We start from the raw sequence: 15253 nt of genomic DNA on the forward strand, positions 1-15253 counted from the left end.
GTTAGAACCTGACGATAAGCTATATATGACCGATAATGCCGCCGCTCTCCGCCAGCTACTTCTGAGCGCACCGCGTGACACCTTGCCAATGACGTATCAGCAGGCGGCTAGTGCGCTGGCCCTCACGCCGCCGCGAACCATCGCCCAGGTTACCCAGGCGTTAGAGCGGTTAATGCGCGAAGACGCCGCGCAGCAGAAGCCATTTATCTCTGCACTGGTCGTCAGCCGTCGCGGCGATGGTTTACCCGCAGCGGGCTTTTTTGAACTGGCAGTCGCTTTAGGCCGCTTTCCTGCGGATACTGCACAGCATGAGGCGGCTTACCGTGCTGAATTTCAGCGTGCTCTGAACGAGCGTTAGAGTGCTGATAAAAACACAAAGCCTTAGATTTCGCCACGTTGGCTGGGCGTTTTCCGCAATGGGTCAAGCAGCGGGCCAAGCCCATTGTGGTCTATTTCATGCATCAAATGCAGCAACTGGCCAATTTCCCCAGAGGGAAACCCTTCCCTAGCAAACCAGTTTAAATAGGGGCCGGGGAGATCGGCGATCAGGCGGCCCTCATAATTGCCAAAGGGCATGGTGCGAGTCACTAACTTTTCCAGATCCTCTGGTTTCATAGCTTAAATTCCATTCATTCTCATTTAAGTAAGATTGCATATTTCCGGCTTGACGTATTTTTGTTAGACTTTAGTCGACAAATAATACCCCCCTCGATGCCGGAGACCTAGTGTTCCGGCGCGTCCTTTCTGTATCGTCAGGGACATGACATGCAAAAACGTTTTAGCCTATTACTCTGTTCTCCGCTGTTGGCGTTGGCAGCCATGCCGCTTGCCGCCGATGAGCCTGTTGATGTGGTACTGATTGGCGGCGGCATTATGAGCGCCACGCTGGGTACCTACCTGCAAGAGCTTGAGCCTGAGTGGAATATCCACCTTTATGAGCGCTTGGACCAAGTGGCGGAGGAGAGTTCCAACGCCTGGAACAATGCCGGTAGCGGGCACTCAGCCTTTATGGAGCTCAATTATACGCCGGAAGTTGATGGCCAAGTTAAAATTGAGCGTGCCACTAAGGTAACCGAACAGTTTGAAGTCTCCCGTCAGTTTTGGTCTCACCAGGTAGAGGCTGGCATTCTGGGTGATCCAGATTCGTTTATCCAAAGTGTGCCGCACATTGCGGTGGTTTGGGGGGAGGACGACGTCAACTTCCTGCGTGAGCGCCACCAGGCGATGACACAAAACCCGCTGTATGAGGGTATGGAGTACTCTGAAGATCGCTCGGAACTGGCCGAGTGGATGCCGCTGGTGATGGCAGGCCGTGAAGGCAGCGACACCCCCGTTGCAGCAACACGCATGCAGATGGGCACCGAAGTTAACTATGGTGCGCAAACGCGCCAAATGGTTGAGTCGCTGGCGCAAAGCGACCACTTTACGCTGGGCCTTAGCAGTGAAGTGCGTGGTCTAGAGCGCAATGATGACAGTACCTGGAAAGTGACCGTGGCAGATCGCGCCAACGGTGGGGAAACTACCGTCGATTCCCGCTATGTCTTTATCGGCGCGGGTGGGGCTGCGCTATTGTTGCTGCAGGAGTCGGGCATTCCTGAAGCCGAAGCTTACGCAGGCTTCCCGGTAAGTGGCCAGTTCCTTTATACCACTAATCCAGACGTGGTGGCCCAGCACGACGTTAAGGCCTATGGTAAAGCGGGCGAAGGTTCTCCGCCGATGTCCGTGCCGCACTTGGACCGGCGCAACCTGGACGGTGAGCCAGCGCTGTTTTTTGGCCCCTTTGCGGCGGTCTCCACCAAGTTCCTGAAAGAGGGTTCCTGGACGGATCTATTTAGCTCGCTGACGCTGCATAACACTTGGCCGGTAGCTGAAGTTGGGATGGATAACTTTAATCTGGTGCGTTACTTGGTTGGCCAGGTACTGATGTCTGACGATGATCGCTTTGAAGCACTACAGAAGTACTACCCTGAAGCAAACCAAGACGATTGGACACTGTGGACAGCAGGTCAACGGGTACAAATTATCAAAGAAGATCCTGAAAAGGGTGGTGTGTTGCAGTTCGGTACCGAAGTCGTGACGTCGCAAGATGGCACCATGTCGGCACTGCTGGGCGCATCGCCGGGAGCCTCAACAGCCCCGTCTATTATGCTAAACCTGCTTGACCGCGTTTTCCCCGAGCAGGTTGCCAGCGCAGAGTGGCAGCAAACGCTGACCGACATCGTGCCTTCTTATGGACAGCGCTTGGCGGAAAATCCTGATCTACTTAGCGAAGTACGTGCCTTTACCGCGCAAACCTTGCAGCTAGATGAGCCACTGAATCTTGCTGCCGATAGCGACGCAGAGCAGGCGAACGAGGTAAATAACGCGCAAGACCAGCAGGACGAAGAGGCAGTTAGCGATACTCCGGCAAGCGAGACGCAAGAAGAAGCTGACAGCGAAGTGTAAAACTGAGTCAACCGCACTTTAATGTTGCTAGCTAAAACGCTATCCCGAACAACAGGGGTAGCGTTTTTTATTGCCTCCATAATGGCTGAGAGGGGGCTATTAAAGCTTCGCCCGCTGGGCGATCTCGCTAATCAATTGGGCAAGCGCCCGGGCGGGTTCGCTCAAGTGGCCACTGGTCGGATGAATCAGCCCTATATCGCGGTGAAACGTACGCTCGCCCAAATCAATCGCTCGCACTCCCGGTGGCCAGCGTTGCTGCGCAATCGCCTGGGGCACCAACGCAACGCCTACCCCTTTGGCGACCAGTTTAACGATGGCCTCCAGTTCATCGACTTCGCACACCTCGCGTACGTTGCAGTGATTGTCGCGTAGGAAGCGGTCTACTTGCCGTCCACCAAAGGAGGCGCGGTCGTAGCGCACGAACGGCTGGCGGGTGATCAGTTCCTGCCACTGGTCACCATCAATATGGCAAGGCAAGATTAGCCGAAACGGCTCATGGGCAAGGGGCGTCCAGCGCAAATCGCTGTGCAGGGTAAAGGGGGGGCGAATAATCACCGCCATATCCAGCTCGCCGGCATCGACTTGATTCACCAATTCCATGGAGAGCCCAGGCACCACGCGGGTACGGCACTCGCTATGGGCGTGATGAAAACGCGCCAGCGCATCGGGTAGTAGCGAGCGCTGTATCGATGCAATGGCGCCAATATTGACCCGCTGTGTCGCTGGCTGGCCCGCCGTAGCAGCACCCAGCGTGCTGTAGAGGGTGAGCAGGGCGTGGGCTTGCTTTAACGTCTCTTGGCCCCGCGGGGTCAAGATAGCGGCACGCCCTTTACGTTCAAACAGGGCGATACCCAGCTCTTCCTCAAGGCGCTTCATTTGTGCGCTTACCGCCGCTTGGGTGAGGCCAATTTTGTTGCCCGCTGCGGCAAAGGTGCCTTCCTGAGCGACCGCTATCAGCGTTTTGAGCTCGCGGATCATTGATCAATCCTTTTTGTGAATCAGCCAAATAGTTATTGATTTTATTTTCCCATGGGCGGCCCTAGGATGAACACAGCGAGGCTGCATAAAGTGCCCGCGAACCTCACAAAACCCAATAATGTGGAGAATGATCATGAGTCTTTCACCCTTCCATCTGGCGATTCCTGTCTATGATGTAGCGCTCGCAAGAGCGTTTTATAACGATGTGTTTGGTTTGGAAGAGGGGCGTTCCAGCGAACAGTGGGTCGACTTTAATTTCTTCGGCCACCAGCTAGTTATTCATGAGCAGCCTAAAACGCCAGGGCAAGAGAGCGCCCACTCGAATCCGGTAGATGGGCACAACGTACCGGTGCCGCACTTTGGGGTCATCTTGGCGTGGGACGAGTGGGAAGCCTTGGCTGAGCGCTTGAAAGCGCGGGATACTCAGTTTGTGATTGAGCCGTATATTCGTTTTAAAGGTGAAGTCGGCGAGCAGGCCACCATGTTCCTGCTCGACCCATGCGGAAACGCCCTGGAGTTCAAGGCGTTTAAAGATATGAGTCAGGTGTTTGCCAAATAGGCACTGCATTGAGTCTCGTTTTAAGCGCGTAACGCCTGCTCCTGACGGCGATGCTGAAGCGGCGGCTCGCCAAAGTAGCGCTTATAGTCGCGGCTAAACTGAGGCACGCTGCGGTAACCTACCGCCGCAGCGGCCTGATTAACATTGTGATTATCCTGCAGCAGCAACTGCTGCGCTTTGATTAAACGCAGCCGTTTTAAGTACTGGGCCGGGGACGAGCGGGTAATCTGCTTAAAGTGCTGGTGAAACGTCGACGGACTCATATTGGCCTGGGCGGCCAGCTGTTCCACGCTAAAGTCGTCGGCAAAATGTCGGTGTAACTTAGATAGCACCTGCACGATGCGTGAATAGTTTCCATGCCCCAGTACCAGCGCCCGTAAAGCGGGACCCTGTTCGCCCTTTAGCGCTTCAAAGACCACATCGCGAATGCGGGCTGTGCCCATGGTGCTACACTCCACCGCTTCATTTAGCGTGCGCGCCAAGCGTAGTACAGCGTCCTGCATGCCGTCTGTCATCGCCACCGAGGCCATCGGCAGCGGTGCCTGGGCGTGACCACCAGTATCGCCCATCGCCGTTACCATTTCGCTTAATAGCGCGGGATCCAGGCGTACCGATATGCCTAACAGCGGCGCTTCCGGTGAGCCGTAGGTTTCGCACTCAAAGGGCAGTGGTAGCGTTTGAACCAAGTAGTGGCCGGGGTCGTAATAGATTTCGCGATCACCGAGATAGCCCATTTTGCGCCCTTGGGCAATGATGGTCAGGCTCGGTTCATAAAGCAGCGGCGTGCGCACCTGGTGGCGGCTTAAACAGAGTAACGACACGCCGGGTAGCGGGGTGCCATTGATACCGTCGCCTTTAATCAGTGGCGCGATAACGGCAGCCAGCGCATTGCCAGCCTGGGCGGTGGAGGTCATGGTTGCTTCTCTCCATTTTCTGGTGGCTTTTGCATAATCATAACCATTTATACTGGTTTTTTGTTATTTTATTACGTGGTATCGGAGTAATGGGCAAAAATGGCGTAGCTTCGTTCATCGCTATCATCACGGAATAGGCCAATACTGTTGGCATGCCTCGCACGCGGGGGAAATGCCTGCTGATTTATACGGCAGTCTTTTGATGATAAGGAGTTTCACCGATGAGCCAAGCATTATCCTACGCCGCATTTGCTAACGATAAGCCCTTAGCACCCTTTACGTTTGATCGTCGTCAGCCGCGCCCTGATGACGTTGCGATTGAGATTCTCTACTGTGGTGTCTGCCACAGTGACTTGCATTTTGCCCGCAATGACTGGGGCATGAGCCAATACCCCGTGGTTCCTGGCCATGAAATAGTCGGCCGGGTGACCTCTGTTGGCGATAAAGTCTCGCGTTTTAAAGCCGGTGACTTGGTAGGCGTTGGTTGCATGGTGGATTCATGCCGTACCTGCGCGGCCTGTAAAGACGGTGTAGAGCAGTACTGTCTGGAAGGTTTCACCATGACCTACGGCAGCGAAGACCGCAAAGATGGCACCATGACCCAGGGCGGCTACTCTGACTCTATCGTGGTGAGCGAGCACTTTGTGCTGCAAATGCCTGATGGCATCGATTTAGCCTCAGCAGCGCCGATTCTGTGCGCCGGTGTGACGACTTATTCCCCGCTTAAGCATCACGGCGTGGGTAAAGGCCATAAAGTCGGTGTGATTGGTATGGGCGGCTTAGGCCATATGGGCGTTAAACTGGCTAAAGCATTGGGCGCTGAAGTCACCGTTTTCACCCGCTCCGACGCCAAAGTTGACGAAGCGAAGCGTAACGGTGCTGACCACGTAGTCGTCTCTAGCGATCAGGCGCAGATGGACGCCGTTGCTGAAACCTTCGACTTTATGCTCGACACCGTGCCAGTCCAGCACGATCTAAACCCTTACCTAACATCGCTGAAGTATGATGGAACGCACATCATTGTCGGCTTGCTAGAGCCCATTGAGCCTGCCATTGAAGCCTTTAACCTGGTCTTTAAGCGCCGTGTGGTTGCCGGTTCATTAATCGGTGGTATTGCGGAGACCGAAGAGCTGCTCAAGCTGTGCGCCGATCAAGGCATTACTTGTGATATCGAAATGCTCGATATCAACAACATTAATGAAGGCTTTGAGCGCATGGAAAAAGGCGATGTTCGCTACCGTTTCGTGATTGATATGGCGACGCTGAAAAATAGCGCCGCTTAAATTGCCGAACGCCCGCCTAGGCAGGCGTGTTTAACTGAGCAGTCACTTAATAAAAAAAATGGCCCGCGTCCTCTTCAGGACGTGGGCCATTTTGTACGCGGTTGTATCAGCTGCGCGCCTGACGTGTGCCTCGTGCGGCGACTACGCCCGGTATCAGCATCAAGCCTGCCAGCAACCAAGCAGGCCAACTACCCAAACGTGTGAACGGTGTCAGGCCCTCCATTGCATAGAACTCGCCGGTCAGCGCTGTGGTTTCAAACTGGGGTGCACGTTCAACAATTTGCCCATTAGGGTCGATAATCGCAGTAATCCCGTTACTGGTAGCGCGCACCACATAGCGACCGTTCTCTAACGCCCGCAGCCGTGCCATCTGCAGGTGCTGGTGGGGGCCGATAGAGGCGCCAAACCAGGTGTCGTTAGAGACCGTCATAATTACCCCGCTGTCTTGAGCGCGGCGGGCAACCAACTGTGGGTAAATAATCTCGTAGCAGATTGCATTGCCAATATTTATCCCGGCGGCCTGCATCGGTGTTTGTTCTGTTTCACCTTTGGTGAATGTCGACATAGGTAAATCGAAAAAATTAATTGCTCCTCGTAGCACGCTCTCCAGCGGCAGGTACTCGCCAAAGGGCACCAGGTGCTCTTTCTGGTAGCTGCCTTCTACGTCGCCTATGCCAATCACGCTATTGAAGTAGCGTTCTTGTTCGTCGCGCTGAACAATGCCGGTGAGTAGGGCGACGTCAGGCGGCAGGTTAGCTTGCACCCGCTCTAATACCGGGCGGGCCTGAGTCTCCATCATCGGTAGGGCGGTTTCTGGCCATATGATCAGATCGACCTCGTCGGCGACTTCGCGGGTGAGTTCGCTATAAGTATTGGCGGCTTCACGCTGGCCTTCTGGCGTCCACTTAGACAGCTGAGGCAAGTTGCCCTGCAGCAAGGCGACACGGGTGGGGTCGCTGACGGGTGTGGTCCAAAGCTGCGGCAATGCCAGCGGAATTAACCAAATAGCCGCGAGAGGAGCAAGCGCCCACCACTGGCGACGAAGCAATAGCTCAGCGCCAAGCACGCCGCTAAGCGCGACCAGCAGCGAAAGCAAGTAGACGCCGCCAACGGGCGCCCAGGCGGCGAGCGGTGAGTCGACATAGCCCGAGCCCAGCAACAGCCAAGGAAAGCCGGTAAACAGATAGGTACGCAGCACCTCGCCCAGTACCCAGGCACCGGCAAAACTGATAAACGCCAGCCGGGCAGAGGTGAAGCGCCGGTATAGCCAGAAGGTGCCGGCAAAAAACAGTGCCAGAACAGTGACAAACAGCGCGGTTAGAAATACCGCTAGCGGTACGCCGGTATAGCCATAGTCGTGGATAGAGACATACACCCAGGAGGTGCCGCTGGCAAATAGCGCCACGCCGTATAGCCACCCTTTAAGGACCGCCTGGGCGGGGGTTAAGGTATGCAGGCCAACATAGAGCAAACCAATCGCCACCGGGCCTAGCCACCAAAGTTCAAAAGGGGAAGCCGTTAGGGTGGTGAAGCCGCCCGCCACCAGGGCGGCAAGCAGCTGTAACAAAAACGCGGGGGGGAAACCCATAGCGATAAACCTGTCGTCGGTAAGGTACGAGGGGGTGGGGTAGCGATCAGCGTGGCGCCATGCGCTTAGGCTGGCTTGTTCTCCTGGTCATCATCTTCTTCGTCATCACCACGGGTGTCGCGGTAGGCTTCGAGCAGACGAATGCGCCGGGTGTCGGCATTGAGGATCACAAACCGCCAGCCGCCAAGCACGGTGTGTTCACCGCGCCGAGGTAGATGGCCGAACTGCTGCATCACCAGGCCGCCAACGGTATCAAACTCTTCGTCAGAGAACTCGGTGTCAAAGCGTTCATTGAAGTCTTCGATGGGGGTTAGCGCGCGAATGGCAAAGCGGCCATTTTCAATCTCGCGGATATCGTCCTCTTCGTCGGTATCGTGCTCATCTTCGATGTCACCGACGATCTGTTCAAGAATATCTTCGATGGTGATAATACCAGCAGTACCGCCGTATTCATCCACCACCACCGCCATATGATTATGAGTGTCACGAAACTCTTTGAGCAGGCTGTTAAGGCGTTTTGATTCGGGGATAAACATCGCCGGGCGCAAAATGTCATCGAGTTTGAAGGCGTCACGCTGGGCCTGGGTTTGCGAGAGCAGTGGTAGCAGGTCTTTGACCAGCAGAATGCCTTTAATATCATCCAGGTTTTCGCCAATCACCGGGTAGCGGGAGTGGCCGGTCTCCTGAATCAGCGGTAGGTAGCCGTCGCTGGTTTGATCCAGGGCGATGGCTGAGACCTGTGAGCGGGGTATCAGCACTTCACGAACCTGCTGATCGCTGATCTCAAGCGCCCCTTCAATGATCATGATGGCGTCCTGATCCAGCTTTAATTTCCCTGCGGTATGGCGTAAAAACGTCATCAGCTCATCCCGCGAGCTGGGTTCGTCATTATCTCCGGAAAGGGCGCCAAAGAGTTTCTCGAGCCAGGATTTTTGATTAGGGTTGCTCGATCGGTCTTCGCTCATGCGTCAATTCTCTCGTTTGCGGGCAGACAAGTAGCTGTTTTATCACTGAAGCGGGGGATAGTACCAGATTCATTGTTACCTGATTTAACGCAGCCGCTAACAAATAATAAAGTTGTAGGCGCTTAGACGTCGTCAGAGTAGGGATCAGGGATGTTCAGTTCGGCCAATAGTTCGCGCTCGAATTGCTCCATCTCTTCGGCTTCCTCATCGTCAATATGATCGTAGCCCATTAAATGCAGGATGCCATGCACGACCATATGGGCGTAGTGGTGCTCAATTGGCTTGCTTTGCTCGCTGGCTTCTTTGGCCACGACAGCATGACAAATCACCAGGTCGCCCAGTAGCGGTAAATCAACACCCGGTGGGCCTTCAAAGGGAAATGACAGCACGTTGGTCGTGCTATCTTTACCGCGATAGTCACGGTTGAGGGTTTGGCTTTCACGCTCATCCACAAAGCGAATCGTCACTTCAAGGCGCTGATCGTCAGGGTGGTGGGCAAACACGCAGCCCACCCAGTGGGTGAGCTGTGCCAAGCTGGGTAGCAGGGGTTCGTTGATGGCCGCCTGACGATCAACGATGACCTCCGTGGCATCGCCCATCGTAGCGTCGTTCACAGGCACGCTCATCGCGAGCTATCCCAGGAACCTTCCCGTGCCTGCATGCGTGCATCACGCTCTTGCTGGCGCACTTCGCGGCGGGCGCGCTCTTCCACTTCCTGCTGGGATTCAAACATATCGTAGGCTTCGATAATGCGCTGAACCAGCGGGTGGCGTACCACGTCCTTGGCGGCAAAGTGGGTGACACCGATGCCTTGAGTATCTTTCAGTACGTCGAGCACCTGAATCAGCCCCGAGCGTTGGCCTTTGGGCAGATCGACCTGGGTGACGTCGCCGGTAATCACTGCAGTAGAGCCAAAGCCAATCCGGGTCAGGAACATTTTCATCTGCTCCGGGGTGGTGTTTTGGCTCTCATCCAGAATGATGTAGGCGTTATTGAGCGTACGGCCACGCATATAAGCCAGCGGGGCGATTTCAATCACCTGCCGCTCAATCAGTTTTGCTACCTGCTCAAAACCGATCATTTCATACAGGGCGTCGTAAAGAGGGCGCAGGTAGGGATCGATCTTCTGGGCCAGGTCGCCGGGTAGGAAGCCCAGCTTTTCACCCGCTTCAACCGCCGGGCGCACGAGCAGGATGCGGCGCACTTCCTGCTGATTGAGTGCTTCGACTGCGGCAGCAACGGCAAGGTAGGTTTTACCCGTGCCCGCCGGCCCAATGCCGAAATTGATATCGTGTTCGCGGATGCTGGAGACGTAGCGTTGCTGGTTAAGCCCGCGTGGTTTGATCATGGTGCGCGGTGTGCGCATGATCACTTCATCACCGCTGCCGGTGCCGTCCTCTTCCTCTTCCAGGGCTTCAAGCCCGGACTCTTGCAGGAACAGGTGCACGGTATCGGCCTCGAGTTCGCTCGCCGCTGTTTCGCGATAGAGGTGTTCCAACACATTTGCCGCTGCCTTAATGCGGTTGGCGGGGCCCGCCAGTTGAAACACATTGCCCCGGTTGCGCAGCGTCACATCTAGGCGGCTTTCAATCAGCTTCAAATGCTCGTCCTGCTGGCCGCAAAGGCTAGCAAGGCGCTGCGGATCATTGGGTTCAAGGCTTAAGGTGATGATGCGATTGGCCTGAGGTGTTGGCTGGCTCAAGAGTGGGGAACCCCTCGTTAGTGTGTGTATCGTTCAGCTTACTGCCCCGCCAGAAGCGGGGCAATGATCTGTGATAAGAGAACGATCAATAGCGCTCGGGTGAGGCAAGCTCACCGCGCAGCGAATTGGGAAATGCCTCGGTGATCTCTACATCGACAAAGTAGCCGATCAGCTCGGTGGGGTTGGCAGCGCGGAAGTTAACCACGCGGTTATTTTCGGTGCGCCCTGAGAGCTGGCCGGGGTCTCGCGGCGAAAAGCCGTTAACCAGTACGCGCTGTGTGCTACCTACCATGCGACGGCTAATTTGCGCGGTTTGCTGAATAATCCGCTCTTGTAGAATCGCCAGGCGCTGCTTTTTAACACTTTCCGGCGTTTCATCCGGCAGGCCGGAGGCAGGAGTGCCGGGGCGTGGGGAGTAAACGAAGCTAAACGAATGATCGAAGCCGATTTGATGAATTAAATTCATCGTCGCTTCGAAGTCCTCTTCTGTTTCGCCGGGGAAGCCGATGATGAAGTCAGAAGAGAAGCTGATGTCCGGGCGATTGGCGCGGATGCGCTCCATCTTTTCGATGTATTCGGCCGCCGTATGCCCACGCTTCATGGCAGTAAGAATACGGTCTGAACCCGACTGTACCGGTAGGTGTAGGTGGCTTACCAGCTCAGGGATATCAGCATAAGCATCGACCAGGCTGTCGGTAAATTCCACCGGGTGTGAGGTAGTAAAGCGGATGCGGTCAATGCCCTCTACTGCCGCCACGCAGGCAATCAGTTCGGCCAGGTCGATCTCATCGCCAAGCTGGTTCTCACCGCAGTAGGCGTTGACGTTCTGGCCCAGCAGGTTGATCTCACGTACGCCCTGGTCGGAAAGATGGATGACTTCATCCATTACCGCCTCAAAGGGGCGCGAGACCTCTTCGCCACGGGTGTAGGGCACCACGCAGAAGGTACAGTACTTGGAACAGCCTTCCATGATCGATACAAACGCCGTCGCGCCGTCGGAGGTGGGCTTGGGCAGATGGTCGAACTTTTCGATTTCGGGAAAAGTGACATCCACCGCGGCAATCTGATTGTTGCCGCGGGCATCCAGCATTGAGGGTACGCGGTGCAGGGTTTGCGGCCCGAACACCATGTCCACGTGAGGGGCCCGTTTGCGAATCGCTTCGCCTTCCTGGCTTGCCACGCAGCCACCCACGCCAATCACTAAGTTCGGGTTGGCGTCCTTGAGTTTTTTCCAGCGTCCCAGCTGATGAAAAACTTTCTCCTGCGCTTTTTCGCGAATCGAGCAGGTGTTTAACAGAATAACATCGGCTTCACGCTCATTATCAGTGAGTTCGAGCTGGTGAGATTCGCCGAGTAGGTCCGCCATACGGGAGGAGTCGTACTCGTTCATTTGGCAGCCGTGCGTTTTGATGAAGAGCTTCTTCGCCATCGGTACCTGTCATCTATGAGTCGTCGGGGGACGAGGATGAATGGAGTATTGTCGCGCGGTCAGCAATGCTGGTGTCCGAACCGCTATCGTTAGTCGCTGCATTATACGGATTGAAGAAACCAGCGGCTAGCGTTCATCCATAATCGATACTTGACCCTCACGTTTCTATGGGTATACTACGCACCGTGTTTGAGCAGTTCCTCGATAGCTCAGTTGGTAGAGCAAATGACTGTTAATCATTGGGTCGCAGGTTCGAGTCCTGCTCGAGGAGCCAATCACTTGCTGATGTTTATCAGTAGGCTGGCTTCGCTTTAAACACCACAACGTTCCTCGATAGCTCAGTTGGTAGAGCAAATGACTGTTAATCATTGGGTCGCAGGTTCGAGTCCTGCTCGAGGAGCCAAGTTGTACTGCTAGTGTTTGTTTAGCTGCCTTTTCGGTACGCCGATTCAGGTAGTGCGTTGTTCCTCGATAGCTCAGTTGGTAGAGCAAATGACTGTTAATCATTGGGTCGCAGGTTCGAGTCCTGCTCGAGGAGCCATTTCGTTTTCCCCTCTTTTTTCTCCCTCGCTTTATATCGCCAGTCAGCTAAACGCTAATGTTCGCCCTATGTTTCGAGCTAATTTGATTGACGCTTATCGTTAGTCTCTCCAGTGACGTAAACTACACGGATCATCCATTGGTTTGGGAAGTTCATGGTGGGCAACGTCAACGCGCCCGAGGCGCTGCAAGTATTTAAATGTTTAAGTGATGAGACCCGTTTGATGCTGGTGCTCCTGGTTGCTCAAGAGCAAGAGCTGTGCGTGTGTGAAATGACCCATGCACTACAGGAGTCGCAGCCTAAAGTGTCGCGCCACCTGGCTCAATTGCGCCAGTGTGGGCTGTTAAGTGATCAGCGCGAAGGGCAGTGGGTCTACTACCGGCTTGCTCCCAAGTTGCCTGCCTGGGCGCTTGAGATTATTCGCGCGGGTGGTCAGGGCAGTGCCGTTCAGTTGGCAGCGCTCACTAAACGCTTAACCAAAATGGGCGATCGGCCTGCCCGCCTTGCTGCACTATGTTGAGCCTAGAACAGTTGAAACTAAAACGCCGACCCCTAGAAAGGGCCGGCGCTTTTGAACTCAGCGTATTGTTTAATGGAGCGCCATTAGCGTTTGGCTGCTAGCCGCCGAGTGTCTTGCAAGTGGGCGTAGTCAAGTAAGACTTCAGCAGATTCAAGCACGTAGGCACGATCAACAGCGAGTGCTTCGTCCTCTTCGTTGTCAGCCGATGCCTCTGTGTCATCTGTCTCTTCCGTTAGCCCTGCGGTGGCATCTGTGCGGGCGTCCATCCACTCATCCAGCTCTTCAAGGCCCAGCGCGCGGCGGCGTTGGTTTTCCAGCGAGAGCTGCTCGGCTTCCTGGGCTTCCATTTCGCGCTTACGCTGCTCGCGATTGAGACTCACGCTGGTGTGCTGCTCGCGTAGCTGACGGGCTAGCGCTGATTGGCGCTCCAGGTAGCGGAAGTTGGGATTGTCCTCGGCGCGCGCGTCGTGCTGGGTAATCAGTTTGTCCAGTACGGTTTCCGGCTCGCCATAGCGACGGTACTGAACGTTCTGGACGGTGTCCCAGGCGAGCGCATTATCCAGACTGCTTTCGCCAATGCGTTCGGGGTCAATCAGCGTCGGGAAATGAATGTCCGGCTCAACGCCACGGTTCTGGGTGCTGTCGCCAGAGATGCGATAGAACTTGGCGCGGGTCAGTTTAATCTGCCCATGGCTCAAATCATTCAGGGTTTGCACGGTGCCTTTGCCGAAGGTTTGCGTACCCAGAACGAGGCCGCGCCCGTAGTCTTGAATCGCACCCGCAAAAATCTCAGAAGCAGAAGCGGAGAGGCGGTTGACCAGCACGCCTAGTGGGCCGTCATAGAGCGTACCTGCTTCGCTGTCGCCATAGAGTTGAATACGCCCCTGGGCATCGCGCACCTGTACGGTAGGGCCGCGGTCAATAAACAGGCCGATGAGCGAATTGGCTTCCTGCAGCGCGCCGCCGCCGTTATTGCGCAGGTCAAGCACGATACCTTCCACGCCCTCTTCTTTAAGGCGCTCGACTTCTTTGCCGACATCGCGGGTAGTGCTGCGATACTCCTCTTCACCCGCTTGCCAGGCGTCAAAATCGACGTAGAACGTTGGAATGTTAATCACCCCTAGGCGATGAGGTTCGCCGTTGCGTTCAACTTCAATAACTTCGCTGCTGGCCGCCTGGTCTTCAAGACTGACGGTATCGCGGGTGATCTCAACTATCTGCGACCGTGTTGTATCCACCGCTTGGGCGGGTACCACATCCAAGCGGACAACCGAGTCTTTGGGGCCGCGAATCAAGTCCACCACGTTATCCAGGCGCATGCCCACCACATTGACCATCTCGCCCTCTTCCTGGCCCACGGCGATAATGCGGTCAGCGGGTTCTAAAACCCCGGCGCGCTCTGCGGGGCCGCCAGGCACAAGGCTTGATACTTTAACGTACTCGCCGTCTGACTGGAGCAGGGCGCCAATGCCCTCGAGGGAAAGGCTCATCTGGATATCAAACGATTCGCTCTGGCGGGGGGAGAGATAACCAGTGTGTGGGTCGATGCTGCCGGTGACTGCTGCCATCAACACGCCAAACACGTCTTCAGATTCGGTTTGCTCCAGCCGTGTCAGTTGGCCTTCGTAGCGCTGGCGCAGATTGGTTTCAATCTGTTCGTTATCCAGGTCGGTTAAGGCCAGCGTTAAAGCGTCGTTTTTGAGCCGTTTGCGCCATAACTCATCGAGCTCGCTTTGCCGGGATGCCCAGGGGGCCTCCTCACGATCAATTTCTAAGCGCTCGTTGCTATCAAAGACAAAGTTCAGGCCTTCATCAAGCTGCGCAAGTAGTGACTCAAGGCGCGCCCGCTGTCGGTCACTAAATGTGTTGTAGAGGCTGAAGGCAGCATCCAGCTCGCCATTGAAAAGGGCGTCGGCCATGCCTGTCTCTAAGTGACGATAGGGTTCGATATCGCTGCGCAGCAGGTAGGCGCGCTGGCCGTCAAGAATGTCCAAGTAGCGTTGGAAAACATTCTTAGACCACGCTTCGTCAAAAGTAATATCAGCATAATGTCCGTAGCGGAGCGAGTCCGCAATTTCCACTGCCGCCTGGCGTTGTTCATCGGTAGGTTCAAGTTGCGCGAAGGCGGCTGGGCTGGTAATGACCAGCATGACAGCCAGGGCGACCGAACGCGTAAGCGTTGCAAACAAGCTCATCAGTCAAGCTCTCCCGGATTTGTGTACACTCATTCTTCCCTAGACTCGCATATGACCCATGAGTTGCGTAGGTCGAAGGAGTATTGTAGCAGGTCACCTGCGTTCTGAGGCTCAATCATTACTGTTATGAGGAT

Annotated in this window: 14 protein-coding genes and 3 tRNA genes; 8 read left to right on the plus strand and 9 right to left on the minus strand. The window is 55.3% G+C overall.

Annotation, left to right across the window (positions count from 1 at the left end):
• Positions 1 to 25 precede the first annotated feature (25 nt).
• Complete coding sequence (locus ACT3UM_RS12625) at positions 26 to 358, plus strand: hypothetical protein (protein ID WP_498899462.1); 333 nt, start codon at positions 26 to 28, stop codon at positions 356 to 358.
• A gap of 23 nt (positions 359 to 381) precedes the next feature.
• Here the strand turns inward: ACT3UM_RS12625 and ACT3UM_RS12630 are convergent, their stop codons facing one another.
• The gene (locus ACT3UM_RS12630; RefSeq protein ID WP_498899264.1) at positions 382 to 615 is read right to left on the minus strand and encodes a DUF3820 family protein; all 234 of its coding nucleotides are present in this window, start codon (positions 613 to 615) and stop codon (positions 382 to 384) included.
• Between the two features lie 150 nt (positions 616 to 765).
• Here ACT3UM_RS12630 and mqo point away from each other — a divergent pair, with 150 nt between their 5' ends.
• Positions 766 to 2445 carry a malate dehydrogenase (quinone) gene (gene mqo / locus ACT3UM_RS12635; RefSeq protein WP_498899266.1) on the plus strand — a complete coding sequence of 560 codons (1680 nt, stop codon included), beginning with the start codon at positions 766 to 768 and terminating at the stop codon, positions 2443 to 2445.
• Positions 2446 to 2544: 99 nt separating this feature from the next.
• Here the strand turns inward: mqo and ACT3UM_RS12640 are convergent, their stop codons facing one another.
• Positions 2545 to 3423 (minus strand): LysR family transcriptional regulator, encoded by an 879-nt coding sequence (locus ACT3UM_RS12640; protein ID WP_498899268.1) that lies wholly within the window; start codon positions 3421 to 3423, stop codon positions 2545 to 2547.
• A 133-nt stretch (positions 3424 to 3556) separates the two neighbouring features.
• Between ACT3UM_RS12640 and ACT3UM_RS12645 the strand changes: the two genes are divergently transcribed.
• Positions 3557 to 3982: a VOC family protein gene (locus ACT3UM_RS12645; protein ID WP_035584565.1), complete on the plus strand. Its 426-nt coding sequence runs from the start codon at positions 3557 to 3559 to the stop codon at positions 3980 to 3982.
• A 20-nt stretch (positions 3983 to 4002) separates the two neighbouring features.
• Here ACT3UM_RS12645 and ACT3UM_RS12650 read toward each other — a convergent pair whose 3' ends face one another.
• Positions 4003 to 4896 carry an AraC family transcriptional regulator gene (locus ACT3UM_RS12650; RefSeq protein ID WP_498899270.1) on the minus strand — a complete coding sequence of 298 codons (894 nt, stop codon included), beginning with the start codon at positions 4894 to 4896 and terminating at the stop codon, positions 4003 to 4005.
• A gap of 221 nt (positions 4897 to 5117) precedes the next feature.
• Between ACT3UM_RS12650 and ACT3UM_RS12655 the strand changes: the two genes are divergently transcribed.
• Positions 5118 to 6179, plus strand: a complete 1062-nt coding sequence (locus ACT3UM_RS12655) for an NAD(P)-dependent alcohol dehydrogenase (RefSeq protein WP_498899272.1) — start codon at positions 5118 to 5120, stop codon at positions 6177 to 6179.
• A gap of 106 nt (positions 6180 to 6285) precedes the next feature.
• On the opposite strand, the gene lnt is transcribed toward ACT3UM_RS12655, so the two are convergent.
• From lnt to miaB, 5 genes are all read right to left on the minus strand, one after another.
• The gene (gene lnt, locus ACT3UM_RS12660; RefSeq protein ID WP_498899274.1) at positions 6286 to 7767 is read right to left on the minus strand and encodes an apolipoprotein N-acyltransferase; all 1482 of its coding nucleotides are present in this window, start codon (positions 7765 to 7767) and stop codon (positions 6286 to 6288) included.
• Positions 7768 to 7832: 65 nt separating this feature from the next.
• On the minus strand, positions 7833 to 8732 hold the full coding sequence (locus ACT3UM_RS12665) for a CorC family transporter (RefSeq protein ID WP_144810856.1): 900 nt from the start codon (positions 8730 to 8732) through the stop codon (positions 7833 to 7835).
• 122 nt (positions 8733 to 8854) lie between these two features.
• The gene (ybeY, locus tag ACT3UM_RS12670) at positions 8855 to 9331 is read right to left on the minus strand and encodes an rRNA maturation RNase YbeY (RefSeq protein ID WP_498899464.1); all 477 of its coding nucleotides are present in this window, start codon (positions 9329 to 9331) and stop codon (positions 8855 to 8857) included.
• A gap of 23 nt (positions 9332 to 9354) precedes the next feature.
• A complete protein-coding gene (locus ACT3UM_RS12675; protein WP_498899277.1) occupies positions 9355 to 10434 on the minus strand; it encodes a PhoH family protein in 1080 nt (359 codons plus the stop codon).
• Positions 10435 to 10519: 85 nt separating this feature from the next.
• On the minus strand, positions 10520 to 11863 hold the full coding sequence (gene miaB / locus ACT3UM_RS12680; RefSeq protein WP_498899279.1) for a tRNA (N6-isopentenyl adenosine(37)-C2)-methylthiotransferase MiaB: 1344 nt from the start codon (positions 11861 to 11863) through the stop codon (positions 10520 to 10522).
• 198 nt (positions 11864 to 12061) lie between these two features.
• Here miaB and ACT3UM_RS12685 point away from each other — a divergent pair.
• The 4 genes from ACT3UM_RS12685 to ACT3UM_RS12700 all read left to right on the plus strand — a co-directional run bounded on the left by ACT3UM_RS12685 (position 12062) and on the right by ACT3UM_RS12700 (position 12924).
• Positions 12062 to 12137, plus strand: a tRNA-Asn gene (locus tag ACT3UM_RS12685).
• A 53-nt stretch (positions 12138 to 12190) separates the two neighbouring features.
• Positions 12191 to 12266: transfer RNA gene (locus ACT3UM_RS12690), tRNA-Asn, on the plus strand.
• Positions 12267 to 12328: 62 nt separating this feature from the next.
• Positions 12329 to 12404 (plus strand) — tRNA-Asn (locus ACT3UM_RS12695).
• Between the two features lie 154 nt (positions 12405 to 12558).
• Complete coding sequence (locus ACT3UM_RS12700; RefSeq protein ID WP_498899281.1) at positions 12559 to 12924, plus strand: metalloregulator ArsR/SmtB family transcription factor; 366 nt, start codon at positions 12559 to 12561, stop codon at positions 12922 to 12924.
• 83 nt (positions 12925 to 13007) lie between these two features.
• Here ACT3UM_RS12700 and ACT3UM_RS12705 read toward each other — a convergent pair whose 3' ends face one another.
• A complete protein-coding gene (locus tag ACT3UM_RS12705; protein WP_498899283.1) occupies positions 13008 to 15119 on the minus strand; it encodes a carboxy terminal-processing peptidase in 2112 nt (703 codons plus the stop codon).
• Between the last annotated feature and the right edge of the window lie 134 nt (positions 15120 to 15253).

The organism is Halomonas sp. AOP13-D3-9 (genome assembly GCF_052379125.1).
Taxonomy (GTDB): Bacteria; Pseudomonadota; Gammaproteobacteria; order Pseudomonadales; family Halomonadaceae; genus Vreelandella.

Bases quoted from the DNA above. Each gene is read 5' to 3' on its own strand.
- ACT3UM_RS12625 (WP_498899462.1), top strand. From the start codon at position 26: ATGACCGATAATGCCGCCGCTCTCCGCCAGCTACTTCTGAGCGCACCG.
- ACT3UM_RS12630 (WP_498899264.1), bottom strand. From the start codon at position 615: ATGAAACCAGAGGATCTGGAAAAGTTAGTGACTCGCACCATGCCCTTT.
- mqo (WP_498899266.1), top strand. From the start codon at position 766: ATGCAAAAACGTTTTAGCCTATTACTCTGTTCTCCGCTGTTGGCGTTG.
- ACT3UM_RS12640 (WP_498899268.1), bottom strand. From the start codon at position 3,423: ATGATCCGCGAGCTCAAAACGCTGATAGCGGTCGCTCAGGAAGGCACC.
- ACT3UM_RS12645 (WP_035584565.1), top strand. From the start codon at position 3,557: ATGAGTCTTTCACCCTTCCATCTGGCGATTCCTGTCTATGATGTAGCG.
- ACT3UM_RS12650 (WP_498899270.1), bottom strand. From the start codon at position 4,896: ATGACCTCCACCGCCCAGGCTGGCAATGCGCTGGCTGCCGTTATCGCG.
- ACT3UM_RS12655 (WP_498899272.1), top strand. From the start codon at position 5,118: ATGAGCCAAGCATTATCCTACGCCGCATTTGCTAACGATAAGCCCTTA.
- lnt (WP_498899274.1), bottom strand. From the start codon at position 7,767: ATGGGTTTCCCCCCCGCGTTTTTGTTACAGCTGCTTGCCGCCCTGGTG.
- ACT3UM_RS12665 (WP_144810856.1), bottom strand. From the start codon at position 8,732: ATGAGCGAAGACCGATCGAGCAACCCTAATCAAAAATCCTGGCTCGAG.
- ybeY (WP_498899464.1), bottom strand. From the start codon at position 9,331: ATGGGCGATGCCACGGAGGTCATCGTTGATCGTCAGGCGGCCATCAAC.
- miaB (WP_498899279.1), bottom strand. From the start codon at position 11,863: ATGGCGAAGAAGCTCTTCATCAAAACGCACGGCTGCCAAATGAACGAG.
- ACT3UM_RS12700 (WP_498899281.1), top strand. From the start codon at position 12,559: ATGGTGGGCAACGTCAACGCGCCCGAGGCGCTGCAAGTATTTAAATGT.
- ACT3UM_RS12705 (WP_498899283.1), bottom strand. From the start codon at position 15,119: ATGAGCTTGTTTGCAACGCTTACGCGTTCGGTCGCCCTGGCTGTCATG.